The sequence below is a fragment of the Verminephrobacter aporrectodeae subsp. tuberculatae genome, assembly GCF_026127385.1.
GTDB classification, from domain to species: domain Bacteria; phylum Pseudomonadota; class Gammaproteobacteria; order Burkholderiales; family Burkholderiaceae_C; genus Acidovorax; species Acidovorax aporrectodeae.
This window is the reverse complement of sequence record NZ_QZCX01000001.1, coordinates 608,960-625,518: the sequence shown is the minus strand read 5'-3', so window position 1 is coordinate 625,518 and position 16,559 is coordinate 608,960. Positions and strand designations below refer to the sequence as shown.

At 70.5% G+C, this 16,559-nt stretch carries 13 protein-coding genes; 11 read left to right on the top strand and 2 right to left on the bottom strand.

Annotation, left to right across the window (positions count from 1 at the left end):
• The first annotated feature begins 1 nt into the window (after position 1).
• From D5041_RS02460 to D5041_RS02415, 10 genes are all read left to right on the top strand, one after another.
• Positions 2–1,240 (top strand): glycosyltransferase family 4 protein, encoded by a 1,239-nt coding sequence (locus D5041_RS02460; RefSeq protein WP_201766128.1) that lies wholly within the window; start codon positions 2–4, stop codon positions 1,238–1,240.
• On the top strand, positions 1,240–2,163 hold the full coding sequence (locus D5041_RS02455) for an NAD-dependent epimerase/dehydratase family protein (protein ID WP_265283806.1): 924 nt from the start codon (positions 1,240–1,242) through the stop codon (positions 2,161–2,163). Before D5041_RS02460 ends, D5041_RS02455 begins: the two co-directional genes overlap by 1 nt.
• Positions 2,160–2,972, top strand: a complete 813-nt coding sequence (locus D5041_RS02450; RefSeq protein ID WP_086010003.1) for an ABC transporter permease — start codon at positions 2,160–2,162, stop codon at positions 2,970–2,972. Before D5041_RS02455 ends, D5041_RS02450 begins: the two co-directional genes overlap by 4 nt.
• 3 nt (positions 2,973–2,975) lie before the next feature.
• Positions 2,976–4,199 carry an ABC transporter ATP-binding protein gene (locus D5041_RS02445; protein WP_265283805.1) on the top strand — a complete coding sequence of 408 codons (1,224 nt, stop codon included), beginning with the start codon at positions 2,976–2,978 and terminating at the stop codon, positions 4,197–4,199.
• Positions 4,181–5,092: a lysophospholipid acyltransferase family protein gene (locus tag D5041_RS02440; RefSeq protein ID WP_265283804.1), complete on the top strand. Its 912-nt coding sequence runs from the start codon at positions 4,181–4,183 to the stop codon at positions 5,090–5,092. Before D5041_RS02445 ends, D5041_RS02440 begins: the two co-directional genes overlap by 19 nt.
• On the top strand, positions 5,089–6,084 hold the full coding sequence (locus D5041_RS02435; protein WP_265283803.1) for a class I SAM-dependent methyltransferase: 996 nt from the start codon (positions 5,089–5,091) through the stop codon (positions 6,082–6,084). The genes D5041_RS02440 and D5041_RS02435 overlap by 4 nt, the downstream gene beginning before the upstream one ends.
• 24 nt (positions 6,085–6,108) lie before the next feature.
• Positions 6,109–6,720 carry an acyltransferase gene (locus D5041_RS02430; protein ID WP_265283802.1) on the top strand — a complete coding sequence of 204 codons (612 nt, stop codon included), beginning with the start codon at positions 6,109–6,111 and terminating at the stop codon, positions 6,718–6,720.
• A gap of 95 nt (positions 6,721–6,815) precedes the next feature.
• Complete coding sequence (argB, locus tag D5041_RS02425) at positions 6,816–7,706, top strand: acetylglutamate kinase (RefSeq protein ID WP_029554527.1); 891 nt, start codon at positions 6,816–6,818, stop codon at positions 7,704–7,706.
• Between the two features lie 23 nt (positions 7,707–7,729).
• Positions 7,730–8,422, top strand: a complete 693-nt coding sequence (locus D5041_RS02420) for a response regulator (protein WP_010106678.1) — start codon at positions 7,730–7,732, stop codon at positions 8,420–8,422.
• 10 nt (positions 8,423–8,432) lie between these two features.
• A complete protein-coding gene (locus D5041_RS02415) occupies positions 8,433–9,854 on the top strand; it encodes a sensor histidine kinase (RefSeq protein WP_265283801.1) in 1,422 nt (473 codons plus the stop codon).
• 31 nt (positions 9,855–9,885) lie between these two features.
• On the opposite strand, the gene D5041_RS02410 is transcribed toward D5041_RS02415, so the two are convergent.
• A complete protein-coding gene (locus D5041_RS02410) occupies positions 9,886–11,154 on the bottom strand; it encodes an RsmB/NOP family class I SAM-dependent RNA methyltransferase (protein WP_265283800.1) in 1,269 nt (422 codons plus the stop codon).
• 299 nt (positions 11,155–11,453) lie between these two features.
• On the opposite strand from D5041_RS02410, the gene D5041_RS02405 reads away from it, so the two are divergent.
• Positions 11,454–13,556, top strand: a complete 2,103-nt coding sequence (locus tag D5041_RS02405; protein ID WP_265283799.1) for a sensor domain-containing diguanylate cyclase — start codon at positions 11,454–11,456, stop codon at positions 13,554–13,556.
• Here D5041_RS02405 and D5041_RS02400 read toward each other — a convergent pair.
• The gene (locus D5041_RS02400) at positions 13,529–16,462 is read right to left on the bottom strand and encodes an AAA family ATPase (protein ID WP_010105009.1); all 2,934 of its coding nucleotides are present in this window, start codon (positions 16,460–16,462) and stop codon (positions 13,529–13,531) included. The genes D5041_RS02405 and D5041_RS02400 overlap by 28 nt on opposite strands.
• Between the last annotated feature and the right edge of the window lie 97 nt (positions 16,463–16,559).

The following is a 16,559-nucleotide window of genomic DNA, read 5'->3' as shown; positions in this document are numbered from 1 at the left end:
GATGGCCTGGAATCTGAATTTGCTGCACAAGCTCGCGCGCGTCCAGGAGATCGCGCGCCAGGAGGGCCTGTTCGCGGCCCTGCGCGTGGTGCTGCGCCGCTTGCGCCATGGACCGGGGCCCGCGCGGCATATCGATGTCTTTCGGCACTATGGCTTTACCCTGCCGGGCGTGCTGCCCGCGCTGCCGGGTGCGCCCGAGCCGGGGACGCTTCTGTGGTTCATTCCGGACTTCCACCCGGGGTCGGGCGGGCACCTGAACATTTTTCGCATGATCTGGCATCTGGAGCAGATGGGGTATTGCTCGCACATCGTCATCGGCAACCCCTGCGTGCACCACGACGCGCAGCAGGCGCAGGCGGACATCCGCGCGCATTTCTTCCCCCTGCGCGCGCAGGTGTTTCTGGGTCTGGAGGATCTGCCGCCCTGCGAGTTCGCCGTGGCCACGGGCTGGGACACCGCGTACTTCGTGCGCAATTTTGCCGGCGCCGAGCACAAGCTGTACTTCGTGCAGGATTACGAACCGCTCTTCTACGCCGTGGGCTCCGAGTCGGTGCTCGCCGAGAACACCTACCGCTTCGGCTTCTTCGGCATCACGGCGGGCGACTGGCTCGCCGCCAAGCTGGCGCAGGAATACGGCATGACCACGCATCCCGTCGGATTCGGCGTGGAACTCGAACGCTACCGGCGCCTGCCGCGCAGGGAGCCGGAGATACGCCGGGTGTTTTTCTACGCCCGCCCGCCGACGCCACGGCGCGGGTTCGAACTCGGTCTGCTGGTGCTCAACGCCGTGTGGAAGCGGATTCCCGAGACGCAGTTCATTTTTGCCGGCTGGGACACGGCGAGCTACCACATCCCGTTTCCGCATCTGGCCTGCGGCAGCATGGCGCTCGACGAACTGCCGGACCTCTACAGCCAGTGCGACGTGGCCTTGGTGCTGTCGCTGACGAACGCCTCGCTGCTGCCTCTGGAGTTGATGGCCTGCGGCTGTACCGTGGTCTCCAACCGGGGGGCGAACGTTCAATGGCTGCTGCACGACGACGTGGCCGTGCTCGCCGAGTCGGTGTTCGAGGACCTGGCGGACGCGGTCTGCGCCCTGTTGCAGGACGACGCGCGGCGCCAGGCCCTGAGCCAGCGCGCGGAACACTTTGCGCGCAGCCAGACTTGGGACGCGGTGGCGCGGGACTTCGAGACCGGGCTGCAGCGCGCCCGGGCGCAGAAGAAGCTGCGGAGCGTGGCCTGATGCGCTGCGCGATTCTGGGCGGCGCCGGTTTTCTGGGGCAGCACATCGGGCGCGCGCTGGCGCACGCAGGGTGGGACGTGTGGTGCGTGGACCGCGCAGCCCCGCCGCTGCCCGGCAACGCGCCGTGGTTCGCCGGAGCGCTGCGCGCCGACTGTTTCGACCTGCAATCCTGGTGGGGCGCCGTGGCCGGCGTGGAGCTCATAGTCCACCTGGCCTCTTCCACGGTGCCGGCCACGGCAAGCCAAGACCCGATGCACGACGTTCAGACCAACCTGCTGGGAACGCTGCGCCTGCTGCAGGATCTGCGCAGGCAGGCGGCGCGCCCCCGCGTGCTGTTCGCCTCCTCCGGCGGGGCGGTGTACGGAAGGCCGCAGTCCGTCCCCTTGAGCGAGACGCATCCGACCCTGCCGATCAGCGCCTACGGCGCGACCAAGCTGGCGATCGAGCACCATTTGCACATCGAGGAGGCGCAGCACGGCCTGCCGTGCCGCATCCTGCGCCTGAGCAATCCCTACGGCGAATGGCAGCCGCCGCATGGCGTCCAGGGGGTGATCGCGGTTTTCGCGCACCGGGCGCTGCATGGCCTGCCGCTGGACGTGTACGGCGACGGCTCGGTGGTGCGCGATTTCATCTACGCCGCCGACGTGGGGCGCGCGTTCGCGGCCGCTGCGCACCACGCGGGGCCGCAGCGGGTATTCAACGTTGGCGGCGGCGCGGGGCACAGCGTGAACGACATCATCCACAGCCTGGAGCGGCTGCTCGGCCACGCGGTGCAGCGGCGGGTCCTGCCCGCGCGCCCCTTCGACCCGCCGGTGAATGTGCTGGACATCCGGCGCGCGCGCGAGGAGCTGCACTGGCAGCCGACGATGGCCCTCGAGGACGGCCTGGCCCAAGCGGTGGCATGGCTGCGGACGGTGCCATGACGCGCGCACAAGCGCATTTCGCGGCGCCGTCGCGCAGCGCGCGCCAGTGGTGGGTGCTGTGGCGCTACTGGATGCTGCGCGAATTCAAGACCCGCTACGCCGGGTCGGTGCTCGGTTGGGTCTGGGCCTTCGTCCAGCCCGTCGCGTCGCTGGCCATTTTCTACGTGCTGTTCGGCCTGGTTCTCGCCGTGCGCGTTCCCGGGCTGGACGCGAACCATGGCTACCTGCTGCATTTGCTGGCCGGGCTGGCGGTGTGGTTGCCGTTCACCGACGCCATCGGCCGGGGGGTCGGATGCCTGGCCGCGTACGAGGACTTCTTGCGCAAGCAGCCCATGCCGGCGGAGATTCTTCCCGCCGTCTCGGTGGGCGGCAGTCTGCTGGTCCTGGCCATAGGCCATGCGCTGCTGCTCGCGCTGTGCGTGGCGCAGGGCCTCGGGCCGCGGGCGTCCTGGGCCTGGTTGCCGCTGCTGCTGCTGGCCCAGTTGGCGCTGACCTACGGCCTCACGCTGCTGCTGAGCATGGCGCATTTTCTCTGGCGCGACGTTGGCTCCATGGTGGCCTTTGCCTTGCAGCTGTGGTTCTATCTGACGCCCGTCGTCTACCCGCTGTCGCAGGTGCCCGAGCGGTTCCACGGCTGGTTCCTGTTCAACCCCCTGGCCTGCCTGGTGCTGATGCTGCAGGGCTGCGTGCTCGGCCTGCCCGTCGTGCCCGGCGCTGCCTGGGCGCTGGCGGCCTGGGTGCTGCTGCTCGGCGCGGGCGGCTGGTACTTCTTCCGATCCATGAAGCCCGCTCTGGGCGAGGCGCTGTAGGCCATGGGCATCCGCTTCGAGGACATAGAGAAAAGCTACCGGGTGTACGCGCGCGCGCAGGACCGGCTCTGGGAATGGCTCACGCGCAGACAGCGCCACCGGGTGCACGTGGCGCTCACTGGTGCGGACTTCGAGGTTCGCTCGGGCGAGACCTTTGGCCTGATCGGCGAGAACGGGGCGGGCAAGAGCACGCTGCTGAAAATTGCCGCGGGAACCATTGCGCCGACCCGCGGGCGGGTGACGCGCGAGGGCCGCGTGGCCGCGCTGCTCGAGCTCGGCGCCGGTTTCCACCCGGAGGAGTCGGGCCACGACAACATCCGCTTCATGGCCGCGCTGCATGGCCTGGAGGGCGCTGCCATGGAGGATTTCGCCGCCCGGACCACGGCCTTCTCGGAGCTCAGCCCGGAAACGCTGGAGCGCCCGGTGAAAACCTATTCCTCGGGCATGTTCATGCGCCTGGCGTTCGCCGCGGCGACGGCCATGGACCCGGAGACGCTGATCGTCGACGAGGCCCTGTCCGTCGGGGACCTGCATTTCCAGAAGAAGAGCCTGGACCGCATCCTGCAACTGCGCGACCGCGGTGCGACCGTGCTCTTCTGTTCGCACAACCTGTACCAGGTGCGCAGCCTGTGCCAGCGCGCGGCCTGGGTGCACGGCGGCCGCATACAGGCGCTCGGGGAGACCGAGAGCGTGGTCACCGCCTACGAGGCGCACGAGCGGCGGCGCTACGCGCATCTGCGCGCCGACGCCCCGGCCGCAGCGCCCGGACCCGGACCGGCATCCGTGCCCGCGCCCGCGCCGACGACCGCGCCGCTGGTGAAAATCGCGCGCCTGAGCACGCAGACCCGCGACGGCATCAATCCGGCGCAGGTGGAGTCGTTTCAGGACTTGACGCTGGACATCCGGGTCGAGTCCTATTGCGCGGACCGATTCCATATAGGATTCTCGATCGTCCGTCCGGACAAAGACAATGTGTTTTGCACCAGCACGCAGTTCCAGAACCCACCCCGCCCGCTCTGCGGTGCGGGAACGCATCGGCTGCGCGTGCGCTTCGCGCGCCTGCCCCTGCTCTCCGGCGAGTACCTCTGGAGCGTGTATGCCCTGGACGACAGCGGCCTGCAGGTGCTGGACATGGCCGAGTTGATCCAACCCTTCACGGTGCTGAGCCAGAACCACCGCGAGGCGGGTCTGGTCTGGCTGGACCACGAATGGCTGCCCACGCAATGATCCCCGACTGGCGCCTGCGCTTCGCTTTTCCGGCGCTGGGCCGTATGCCCTGCGCCAAGGCCTGGCACCTGGCGGCGCTGATCGGGCGCGAGCCCTGGCCGGCGCGGCGCCTGACGCAGCAGTTTCTCGTGCAGCGCTTTGCCCAGGTCTTTCCCGGGGCGGGCGCGCCGGAGCACCGCGAATGGGCGCGCGCGCATCTGGCGATGCGTGCGCAGGAGACCCTGGACGCCGCGGCGCTGCACCGCCTGGGGGAGCCGGGTGGGCCGACGATCGAGCTCACAGGGTGGGAGCACGTGGCCGCGCTGATGCGCCAAAAGCAGGGCTTCGTTCTGGTGCTGAACCACTTCGACCGCCTGTTGACCGCGCCCATCGCGCTCGCGCGCAAGGGGCTGGCGCTGAACACGCTGACCATGCCGATACTCGAAAACCCCGGGCTCGAGGCCGTGCAGCGCGATTTCTTGCTGCGCAAGGTGCGCTCCTTCACGCGCATCGTCCGTGGGCAGTGGCGCACCTCCACGCAGGGGATGCGGCCGGTGCACGCGGGTCTGAGGGCCGGGCAGGCGTGGGTGATTCTTGCGGACGCGTGGGATCCCGGGTTCACGCGCCTGCGCAGCCACCCGTTCCTGGGCGGGCAGCTGCATCTGCCGACCGGGATCGAGCGCCTGGCGCAATCGGCCGGGGTTCCCTTGCTGCACGCGACCACCTATTCACGGCGGCCCGATCGCCTGCAGGTGGTGGTCGAGAGCCTGCCCGGGGACCCGGCGCAGGCCATCGACGCGGTGCTCCGGCGCCTGGAGCGCGACGTGCGCGCGCGCCCCTGGGCCTGGTGGCACTGGGGGCAGTGGGAGCAGATGTGGAGTCCTTGCGCAGCGCAGCTTGGAGGCAAAGCATGAGCGATATCGGGCGCTACGACTACGCATTCGATCCGGACGGCGAGGCATGGGCCGCCCGGCTGCTGCGCCGGGTGCCGCCCGGCGGCACGGTGCTCGAACTGGGGCCCGGGCCGGGCGCGATGACGCGCGTCCTGCTGGCCCGGGGCCACCGGGTCACGGTGGTGGAAAACGACCCCCAAGCGCTGGCCGTGCTCGCCACGCTGGGCGTGGAACTGAACGCCGGCGACCTGGAGGACGCGCACTGTTGGGACGCGTTCGCCGGCCGGCGTTTCGACACCGTGCTCGCCTGCGACGTGCTCGAGCACCTGCGGCAACCCGAGGACGTGCTGCGGCGGCTCGGGGAATTCGTCGCGCCCATGGGGCGTTTGCTGATCTCCGTCCCGAACATTGCCTACGCCGGAGTGGTGGCGGCGCTGCGCAACGGCGTCTTCGATTATTCGGACAAGGGCCTGCTGGACCGGACGCACGTGCACTTCTTTACCCGGCGCAGCCTGGAGAAAACCCTGCTCGGCTGCGACTGGACGCCGAGGATCTGGGAGGCCCACCGGGAGCCCATGGAAAACAGCGAGTTCGCCGGCTACTGGAGCGCCTTGTCGGATGCGCAGCGCCAGAGCCTGCTGGCGAATTGGCCGGATTTCGACGTCTACCAATGGATGGTGCTGGCCACGCCGGCGGTGGACCCCATGGCCTGGGATGTGTCCGAGGCGCGCGCGCGCGCCGACCGGCTGCACGGCGAATTGCAGGCCCTGATGCAGGTGCACCAGCACGAACACGCGTCCTTGCTGGAACACCAGAAGGCGATGGCGCAGGCCCGGGAGACCCTGGGCGACTTTCAGTCCGAAGTGCAGGCGCTGCACCGCGCGGCGGAACGGCTGCGCGCGGAAAAGGCCGCCGCCGAAGCCGAGTCGCAGGCCTTGCGCCTGGCGGCCGAGCATGCCTGGCCTGCGCGGTGGCGCCGCCGTCTGGTGCGCTGGCGCCTGCTGCGCGGTTGACGGCCGGCGGCAAGGAAGCGGTGCATGCTGCTCGGGGTCCCTGACGTCACGCCCGCGCACGACGGGGTGGACTGCCTGGGCGCGGACTGCCGGATCGACCCGAGCGTTTCGGTGATGCGCTTCGGGCAGCGCGCCGGGGTGCTTTGCCTTGCGGACGGGGTCAGCATCTACGCCCAGACGCGTCTGGTTCTGGGCGACGTGCTCGCGGACCCCGGCGTGGGAATGCGCATCGGCGCCCGGACCATCGTGAACGTGGGCGCGTATCTGTCGGGCGAAGGCGGGCTGGAGATCGGCGCGGACGTGCTCATAGGCCCGCACGCCAAGCTGTTGTCGGCGGGGCATGCGATCGACGGGGGGGACGCGATCATCGCGCACAACCGCATCACCCGGGCAAAAATCACCGTCGAGGACGGCGCCTGGATCGGCGCCGGGGCGATCGTCCTGGAAGGGGTGCGCATCGGCCGCGGCGCGGTGGTGGCCGCGGGCGCGCTCGTGCGCCGGGATGTTCCCGCGGGAATGATCGCCGCAGGCGTTCCCGCAGCGCTGGTGCGGCCGCGCAGGGGGCTGGCGTTGCCCGGGCCGGTGCCGGCGCAGGGCTGGGGCCGGCGCGTGTGGGCAAGGCTGACCCGGCGCTGAGCGCAACGCAAGCAATGGCCGGGCGCAGCCGCCCATGCGGCACAATGCGCGCCTCGCAGCCTCCTTCGGACGAAACCCGCCGCCAACCCACCGCCATGACCGACCTGCTTTCGATTGCCCCGCGCGACAAGGCCGAAATCCTGGCCCAGGCGCTGCCCTACATCCGCAGCTTCCATGGCAAAACCATGGTCATCAAATACGGCGGCAACGCCATGACCGACCCGGCCCTGCAGGCCGACTTCGCCGAAGACGTGGTGCTGCTCAAGCTGGTCGGAATGAACCCCGTCGTCATTCATGGCGGCGGCCCCCAGATCGAGATCGCGCTCAACCGGTTGGGGAAAAAGGGCGAGTTCATCCAGGGCATGCGCGTGACCGACGACGAGACCATGGAGGTCGTCGAATGGGTGCTCGCCGGCCAGGTGCAGCAGGACATCGTGGGCCTGATCAACCAGGCCGGCGGCAAGGCCGTGGGGCTGACCGGGCGCGACGGCGCCATGATCCGTGCGCGCAAGCTCAGGCTGCGCGACAGCCGGGACCCCCGCATCGAGCACGACGTCGGCCAGGTGGGCGACATCGTCTCCATCGACCCGAGCGTGGTGCGCGCGCTGCAGGACGACGCCTTCATCCCCGTCATCAGCCCCATCGGCTTTGGCGAGGACAACGAGAGCTACAACATCAATGCGGACTTGGTCGCGAGCAAGCTCGCCACCGTGCTGCAGGCCGAAAAACTGCTGCTGCTCACGAATACCCCGGGCGTGCTGGACAAGGCGGGCCAACTGCTCACGGACCTGAGCGCGCGCCGCATCGACGAGCTGTTTGCCGACGGGACCCTCTCGGGCGGCATGCTGCCCAAGATCGCGGGGGCGCTCGACGCCGCCAAGGCGGGGGTGCACGCGGTGCACATCATCGACGGCCGCGTGCCGCATGCACTGCTGCTCGAGATCCTCACCGACCAAGCCTACGGAACGATGATCCGCAGCCACTGAAACCGCACACGGACACCGACGCCATGAGGCTTTTGCTGGTTGAAGACGACGTGATGCTGGCCAGTGGCATCAAGCTCGGCCTGGGCGCCGCGGGGTACGCCGTGGACTGGGTGGGCAGCGGCGAGCGGGCCGAAGCCGTGCTGCGCAGCGAATCCTTCGACGCGGCGGTCATCGACCTCGGCCTGCCCGCGATGGACGGCCTGGAACTGACCCGCCGCCTGCGGCGCCCGAACATGGCCAGCCCGGACATGCCGGTGTTGATCCTGACGGCGCGCGATGCCCTGCAGGACCGGGTGCGGGGGCTCGATCTGGGGGCCGACGACTACATGCTCAAGCCCTTCGAGCTGCCCGAGCTGCTGGCGCGCCTGCGCGCCCTGCTGCGCCGCTCGCAGGCCGCGACGACCGCGGTGCTGCGCTTTGGCCCGCTTGAACTGGACACCGCGCGCCGCCGCGCGGGAATCCGCAGCGGCGCCGTGCGGCAGGAGATCGAGCTCGGACCGCGCGAGTGGACGGTGCTCGAATACCTGCTCATGCACGACCCCAAGCCCGCGAACAAGGACAAGCTCGTGCGCGCCCTGACCGGCTGGGACCAGGAGATCACGCCGAACGCGGTGGAGGTCTACGTCTCGCGCCTGCGGGGCAAGCTCGAGCCCCACGGGGTGGCACTGCGATCCATCCGCGGCTTTGGCTACCGGCTGGAGCTTCGGCCCGCCTGACCCGCGCGCGATGAGCTCCGCCCTGCGCACCCGGCTACCGCTGATGCTGGCGTTGCCGCTGTGCCTGCTCATGCTCGTGGGCCTGTGGCTCGACTACCGCGCGGCCGGCGAGGCTGCGGGCCGCTATGACCAGCTGTTGGCGCAGCTGCTGCCCGCGCTCGCCGAATCGGTGCGCGCGCCCGAGCCCCCGGGCCGCGCGCCGCGGCTGCTGCCGACGCCGCCGCTGCAAGACTTCCTGCAGCGCAACGCCGGGGTTTCGGGCTACAGCGTGCGCGACCGCGCGGGCCGCCTGCTGCTGGGTGACGCCTGGGTGCGCGGCGCGCTCCCCGCGACGCAGGCGCCCGAGTTCCACAGCCTGGAATTCCGCGCAACGACTTACCGGGTGGCCATGCAGCGCGCGCGCACGGGCGCGGGGGAACTGGTGCTGGCCCTGGCCGACGGGTCGGACCCGCAGCAGCAATGGGTCCGGCAACTGCTGATGCGGGTGCTGCTGCCGAACCTGGCGCTGCTCATCGCCACCGGGCTGGTGATCCACTGGGCGGTGCGCCAGGCCGTCAAGCCCCTGGTGGGGCTGGCCGCGGCGGTCGCGCGCCGCTCGCCGCAGGACCTGCGCCCCATCGACGAAGCGGCCTCGCCCGACGAGGTGCGCCCGCTGGTGCATTCGCTCAACCGCCTGTTTGCATTGGTTGACGCGCAGGCCGAGGCGCAGCGCCGCTTCGTCGCCGACGCCGCGCACCAGCTGCGCACCCCGCTCGCGGGCCTGCAGGCGCAGGTCGAGGCCTGGGCCATGGCAGCCAGGGCGGCGCCCGCGCAGAAGACGCCCGCAGTTTCCGCGCAACACGCGCTGGGCGCGATCGTTTTGGGCACGCAGCAGATCGAAAAGCTGCGCCACGCAACGCGCCGCACCTCGCAATTGGCGCACCAGCTGCTGACGCTGTCCTGCGCCGACGCGCGCAGCCTGGCCGTCCAACCGCCGCAGCGCGTGGACCTCAAGGACCTGTGCGAATCGGTGCTCGAAGCCTTTCTCGACGCGGCCACCGGCAAGGGCCTCGACCTGGGGCTGGAGGCGCAGCCGGTGCAGGCCACGGGCCACGGCGGGCTGCTGCGCGAACTGCTGTCGAACCTGGTGGACAACGCCGTCAAGTACACCCCTGCGGGGGGCGTGGTCACCATCCGCTGCGGCTGGCGCCTGGGGCACGCCGGCGCGCCCCAGGCCTGCGTCGAGGTCGAGGACGACGGGCCCGGCGTTCCTGACGGCGAGCACGCACGCGTCCTGCAGCGCTTCTACCGGCTGCCCGGCGCGGGCGGCGAGGGAACGGGCCTGGGGCTGGCGATTGCCGACGAAATCGCCCGCACGCACAGCGCTGTGCTGAACCTGGCCTGCGGCCCGCAAGGGCGCGGGTTGCTGGCGACGGTGCTGTTCGCGGGATGACCCCGCGGCCGCGCGGCTGGACGCGAGGCAATCAGCCCTTCCTCACCCCCACGGCGGCAAAGAAGCCGTCCGTCTGGTGCAGATGGGGCCACAGGCGCAGATAGGCGCTTCCCGACGCGCCACCGCTGCACAGGCTCCGGGCGCGCTCGACCCTGAGCCGCTCCAACAACTCCCCCGCGTCGAGCCATGCGAAATCCGGGTGCGCGGCGCCGAACGCCTCGACGACGACCTCGTTCTCCTCGCGCAGGAGGCTGCAGGTGGCGTACACCAAGCGGCCACCCGGCTTGAGCAGGCGGGCCGCGCTGTCCAGAATCGACGCCTGCCTGGCGGCCAACTCCCGCACCGTCGCGGCCGACTGGCGCCACTTCAGGTCCGGGTTGCGCCGCAGGGTCCCCAGGCCCGAGCAGGGGGCGTCGATCAGCACGCGATCGATCTTTCCCGCCAGGCGTCCGACGCGCTCGTCGCGCTCGTGCGCAATCGCCGCCGGGTGGACGTTCGACAGGCCGCTGCGCGCCAGCCGGGGCTTCATGGCGTCGAGCCGGTGCGCCGACAGGTCGAACGCGTAGAGCCGCCCCGTGTTGCGCATGCTCGCGCCAATGGCCAGCGTCTTGCCGCCCGCGCCGGCGCAGAAATCCACCACCATCTCGCCGCGCCGGGCGTCGAGCAGCAGGGCCAGCAGCTGGGAGCCCTCGTCTTGCACCTCGATGGCGCCGCGCGCGAGAGCGTCCAGCCGACCCAACGCCGGCTTGCCGGTGACGCGCAGCCCCCAGGGCGAATACGGCGTGGGGCTCGCGGCGATTCCCGCCGCGGCGAGTTCCTCCTGCACGGCGCGGCGTTTGTCCCTGAGCGCATTCACGCGCAGGTCCAGAGTCGCGCTCTGCGCCAGGCTGTGCACCAGCGGCCAGAAGCCCTCGGCCAGCTGGGCCACGAGGGGCGGCACCAGCCATTCGGGCAGGTTGTGGCGCAGGGCTTGCGGCAGATCGTCGGGCCGGGCGGCGTCGCACTGCGCGAGCCAGCACTTCTCCTGCGCGTTCAGCGCGGGCATGAGGAAGTCGCGCGGGCCCCCCAGGATCGCCAGGCGCCGCTCGCCGGGGCCCGCGCCGGACGCCGCCAGGTGCTCGAACAGGAGCTTGCTGCGCAGCACGCTGTAGACCGTCTCGGCCAGCGTTGCGCGCTCGCGCGGCCCCAGCCCCCGGTTGGCGCGAAAAAAGCGCGCCAGCAGCGCGTCCGCGGGGTGTTCGAACCGGAGGGTGAGCCGCACGAGTTCGGCGCAGACATCGAGCAGGGCTTTGGGGTGCATCGCCCGATTTTCCCACCCGGGTGCGCTGTCCCGCGGCGGGCTATCGGTGTCGGCGCTGAGCTGGATAGTGTTTCCCGCCTTGACGCGGTGCTGCCTTGGAACTCGGGGAAACCCTTGGTGTCGCGCTAGCGACTAATCGATGGATGCCGGGTTTCCGCGCGCAAGCTCCCGTATGCAAGGGTTCCACCCAGGCCCCCGGGCGCAGAGGCTGCGTATATTGGTCGGGATTTGCCCGCATTGCTCCGTCCCATGCCCAGCGCCTGTCTCCGCGCCCGTGGCGCTCCCGCGCCGGAGCGTCCATGACGCCCCGCCACCGCCCCGCCGCCGTGCAGCGCGACGCGCCGGGCTGGCTGCTGCCGGGACCGCTGGTGCTGCGCCTGATGTTGGTGGCCGCGCTGGCGGTGGTTTTGTCGGGGAGCGTTGCCGCATGGCTGGTCACGCGGGCCTCGGGGCAGGAGGCCGTGCGCCGGGTGGTGGGTCGCCAGACCGACGAGGTCGAGGTCGTGGCGCGCCTGCTGGCGAGCAAGATCGAGCAGAGCCAGAAGCTGCTGCGCAGCGTGGCTGCGGGAATCACGCCGGGCATGCTGGAGTCGCCCGCTGCGCCCGAGTGGTTGCAGCAGCAGGGTCTGCCCGCCGTGCAGTTCTTCGATACCTTGCAGGTGCTGCGCGCGAATGGCGAATTGCGCCTGAACCTGCGCGCCGGGCGCGCGCAGAAGAGCGCCGACCTGGACCCCGCCGAGCGCGACGCGCTGGGCCGCACGCTCGCCGGCGGCAAGCCGCTGGTGTCGGAGCTCATCGCGGGGCATGGTGGCGGCGAGGCGCGGGTCATGTTCACCATGCCGCTGCACCACGAAGACGGCACGGTGCTGGGCGTGGTCGCCGGGGCGCTGCGCTTGCAGTCGCAGAGCCTGCTGCCTCCTTCGATGACCTTGCCCGCGCACGACGACTCGCAGCTCGTGGTTTTTACGCGCGACGGAACCATCCTCGCGCACTCGGACCCCGCGCGCGTCCTGGGCCAGGTGCGCGACGAGGCCGGGCTGGCGCCGGTCTACCTGCGCTGGCTGGAACGGGCGCAGCCGATTGCGGGGCGGGGCGTGACGCATATGCAGCCCGAGCATGTCGTGAGCATGGCGGGAATGCCGCTGCCGCAGTGGATCGTGGCGCGGGTGAGCAGCTCCCGGGCCCTCTTGGCCCCGCTGCGCGGCGCGCAGCGCGAGGCCTGGTGGCTGGCCGCCGCGAGCATGGCGCTGTGCGCGCTGCTGGCGCTCGCGTCGATGGCCTGGATGGCCCAGCCGCTGGCGCGGCTCACGGGCAGGGCGCGCCATCTGCTGCAAACCGGCGTGTGCCCGCAGCCCCCCGCGGACACGGGTTGGCCGGACGCGGGCGGGGAGGTGGGCGAGTTGGTGCGCGCGTTCCAGGGCCTGGTGCAGCAGGGCGCCCGGCAGCGGGTGCTGCGGGATCTGCTCGACGGGCAGTTCCAGGCCGTTCTGGACAACGCCTCGGTGGGCATCGCCATCACGCGCCACGGCATGCTGGACGTGATCGGCCGCCAGGCCTGCGTGCTGCTGGGCTATGGCGTCGATGAGTTACAGGGCCGCAGCGTGCGCACCCTGTACGCGAGCGACGCGGAGCACGCGCGCACGCGCGAGCGCATGCGCGCCGAGGTGCTCGCGCACGGGGCGTTCGACGGCGATATCTGCTTCGTGCGCAAGGACGGCACGCCCGTGTGGGCGCGCGTGCAGGGGCACAGCGTGTGGCCCGACGATTTGCACGGCGGCATGGTCTGGATCCTGGAGGACATCACCGCCGCGCGCCAGGCGCAGTTGCAGCAGACCTGGGAGCGCACGCACGACGCGCTCACGCAGATCTACAACCGCGTGGCGTTCGACGAACGGCTCGGTCGGCTGCTGGCCGAGCGCAGCGCGTGCGCGCCGGACGGCGAGGGCGACGGGGTGGTGCTGTTTCTCGACCTGGACCATTTCACGGTGGTCAACGACGTCGCAGGCCATGACGCCGGGGACGACGTGCTGCGCCACGTGGCCCGCCTGCTGGCGGCGCAGGTGCGCCGGATCGGTTGGGTCGCCCGCCTCGGGGGCGACGAGTTCGCCGTGGTGCTGCCCGGCTGCGCGCTGGCGCGGGGCCAGGCGGTGGCCGAGCAGTTGTGCGCCCTGGTGCACGCCTGGGAGCCGTCGTACCAGGGCCGCAGCTTCACCCTGGGGGTGAGCATTGGCCTGGTGGCGCTCGACGCCAGGCTGCAGGACCTGCCCTCGGTGCTGGGCGCCGCCGACATGGCCTGCTACGACGCCAAGCGCGCGGGCCGCAACCGGGTGGAGATCCGCCATGCGCACGAGGCCGCAACGCCCGGGCGCCTGCCTCAGGCCCGCAGCAGCGAATCCACGTAGTTCTTCAACGACGCGCCCCAGACCTGCGGATTGAAGCTGCCGGCGTCCGCCCACGCGAGATTCAACACTTGGTACACCGGGCGCCAGGCCGGTGCATCGGCCGCAGCGTGGGCGCGCAGTTGCAGATGCGGGTTCGGCAGGTAGTGGCCGTTGGTGGTGCGTGCCCACAGGCGGCGCGCCGGCAGGTAGGCGCTGTGGACCTCGGCGCGCGCCAACACCTGGTTCACGTAGCTGCGTTTGTGCCGCTGCGCTCGCCACAGGTGCTCGGGCAAACCCGTCAGGGTTGCGTTGAGTTCATCGGCGAAGAATCCCTTGCCGTATCGGTAGAGGTCGAGCGGACGCTGCACGCACCAGGTGCGCTGCGTCTTGAAGCCGGCGAGCATCAGGCTCAGGATCCAGTACTCGCCCTGGTGGCGCTCCAGCCGAATGAGGCGGCCGTCCGACTGCACGTCCAGGACCGGCGCAGCGATGCGCTCGAACAGCGGCCCGATCGACTGCTGGAGAAATTCGCCATCTTCCATTGCCCGGTTCAGCGCCGCGAACCACGGCGTATGGCCGAACTCGTCCTCGAGCAAGGGGTTGGCCCCGCGCGCCAACAGGGCGTCGACCAGGGCGAGGTTGCCGGCGCGCGCGGCCATCGTCAGCGGGGTCGCGCCCGTGGGGCAGCGGTGGTCGATGCCGTACTGATCGCACTGGCGCAGCAAGTCCTTGAAATTGCGCGCCGTATAGGGCTGCAGGTAGCGCTGTCGCAGCAGGCCGACCTCGCGCCAGGCCTGTTCCCGCACGCGCTGGGAGTCCTGCGCGATGAAGCCCGCCGCCCAGCCGAAGTTGCCGTCCGGCGCCAGGCGGCGCGCGGGTGCGAACTGCGCTTGGCTTGCCAGCTGCTCGACCCAGGCCTGCTGTCCATGCCACAGCGCGTAGTCGAGCAGGGCCTGACGGGGTTTGTTCGACGGCTGCGCACGGTCGAGCGCGCGCGGCGCAAACGTGCCCATCGTGTCTTCGGACCACGGCGTCCACGGAACGGGCTGGGTTTGCAGGAAGGTTTCGCGGATGGCGCGCGCCTGCTCGTCCTTGCCCTGCAATTCGAGTTTGCGCGCCTCCTGCGCCCATTCGTCGCGCGACGAGGCCTGCACCGGCGTTCCCGCCTGGGTCTGGGCCTCGGCGACCTGCAGGCCGAGCAGGTTGAGCAAGGGGTGTTGCGTGTCCGACTCGACCAGCACCAGGCTCTCGACGGCGCGCGTCATCGCCACGTACAGCGCATTCACGTAGAACTTGTAGAGCTCCAGCGACTTGTCGCCCTTGTCGCGTGCGCGTGCATACGCGAGTTCGTCGATTTGCAGATCGGCCGGCGTGACGCCCTGGCAGACCTCGGCGTAAGCGGCGCGCTGGCCGGACACCAGCGCGTAGAGGACCACGTGCGCGTACTCCAGCCCCTTGGCCTCGTGCACCGAGAACACCAGCGGCGTGCGGAAGTGCTCGCGCGCCGCCGGCTTGTCTTCGTCGCGCAGCACGATGACCGCGTGGTGCACGGAGGCGCGGGTTTGCGCGTCCAGTTCGCGCAGCGTGGCGGCGCGCGCCGGCAGCAGGCGCACCTGCCCGGCGAGCGACGAAGCGCTCTGGACCAGGAAATTGCTTTCGCGATCAATGGACCCGAAGCGCGCCTGCTTGATCTTGAGCAGGGCGTTCGCCAGATCGGTGACCGCGCGCGTGTTGCGGAAATTCGCCTGCAGCACCGACAGCGCCTGGTGCTGCGCGGCCTGACCGGCCAGGCCGTGCCAGAACAGCGTGCGCACCGCCGCCCAGGAGAAGAAGTTGGGATGAACGATCTGGTTGGAGTCGCCGCACAGCAGGAATTGCCCGGGGTTCTTCAGGCAGGCGAGCACCAGCGCGAGCTGCACGTTGGTCAGGTCCTGCACCTCGTCGATGACCACGAAGTCGTAGTTTGGCGCGGCCAGCGGGCGCCATTCATGCGCCACCAGATTCAGGTCGAACAGGTTCGACTCGTGCAGCCATTGGCGGTAGCGCGCGAAGAGCACGTGCGCGGCCTCGCGCGCGTCCGCCGCGAGCAAGGACTGGCGTGGCCCCAGGCTGAGGTAGGTGGGCAGATCGAGCGGGCCCTGCGCGCTGGCGCTGAGCACGCCCCGGAACTCCTCGAAAACGGCGTGCGCGTCGAGGTCGCCCAACGCGCTGCGCACCGTCTGCCGATGCCGATCGAACCAGCTGCGAAAAGCGGGAAAGCCCACCTCGCGGCCGGCGGGAACGCGCAGCGTCTCGACGAATTCGCGGTAGCTGAGGAAGTCCACCTCCTGCGCCGGGTTCTCGTAGCCGTGGGCGTCGTACAGCGCGCGCGCAGACTGCGCCAGGTACGCCGACTGCGTGACGTACAAGACGTGGCCCTCGGCCTCGCGCAGCTTGGTCAGCGTGACGGCGGTCTTGCCCGATCCGGCCGATCCGACGACGACCACGGGGGGCGGCAGCCGGCGCACGGCCTCCTGCGCGTCGTCGAAGACGATGGGCTTGTCGAGCAGTTCGAATTCCGCGCGGGTGGGATGAATCCAGCGCATGGGCAGGGCATCGGCGATCCTCGCGGCGCCCGCCTGGGACGGGTCGGCGAGCAAGGGCTCATGTTCGATCTTGGCTTCGTCGATGCGCGCGCCCCGAAGAAAGCGGGACTTCTCATACGCGTGGTTTTCGATCACCTCCAGTGCCAGACAAACGGTCTCCTCGCCATGGCGCGCGAACTGCAGCAACAGGCGGTTCGTGTGGTCGAGCTTGGCGCGCCAGTACGGGGTGGGCGAGAGTTTTTTGACGTCGGGGCTGCGCAGGTCGCCGGCCTCGATCGCCGTGCGCACCTTGGCAAACGTCGCCTTGACGCGGCGCGTGTCAAGGTCTTTGTAGAGCAGCATTCGCATGGGCGCAAATGGTAACCGCTGAAACGACGGACTCTTTGCGAGTGCCCTCTTGCATGGCGCATGCAGCGCGGGGGGCAAGCCAGGAGGGGCT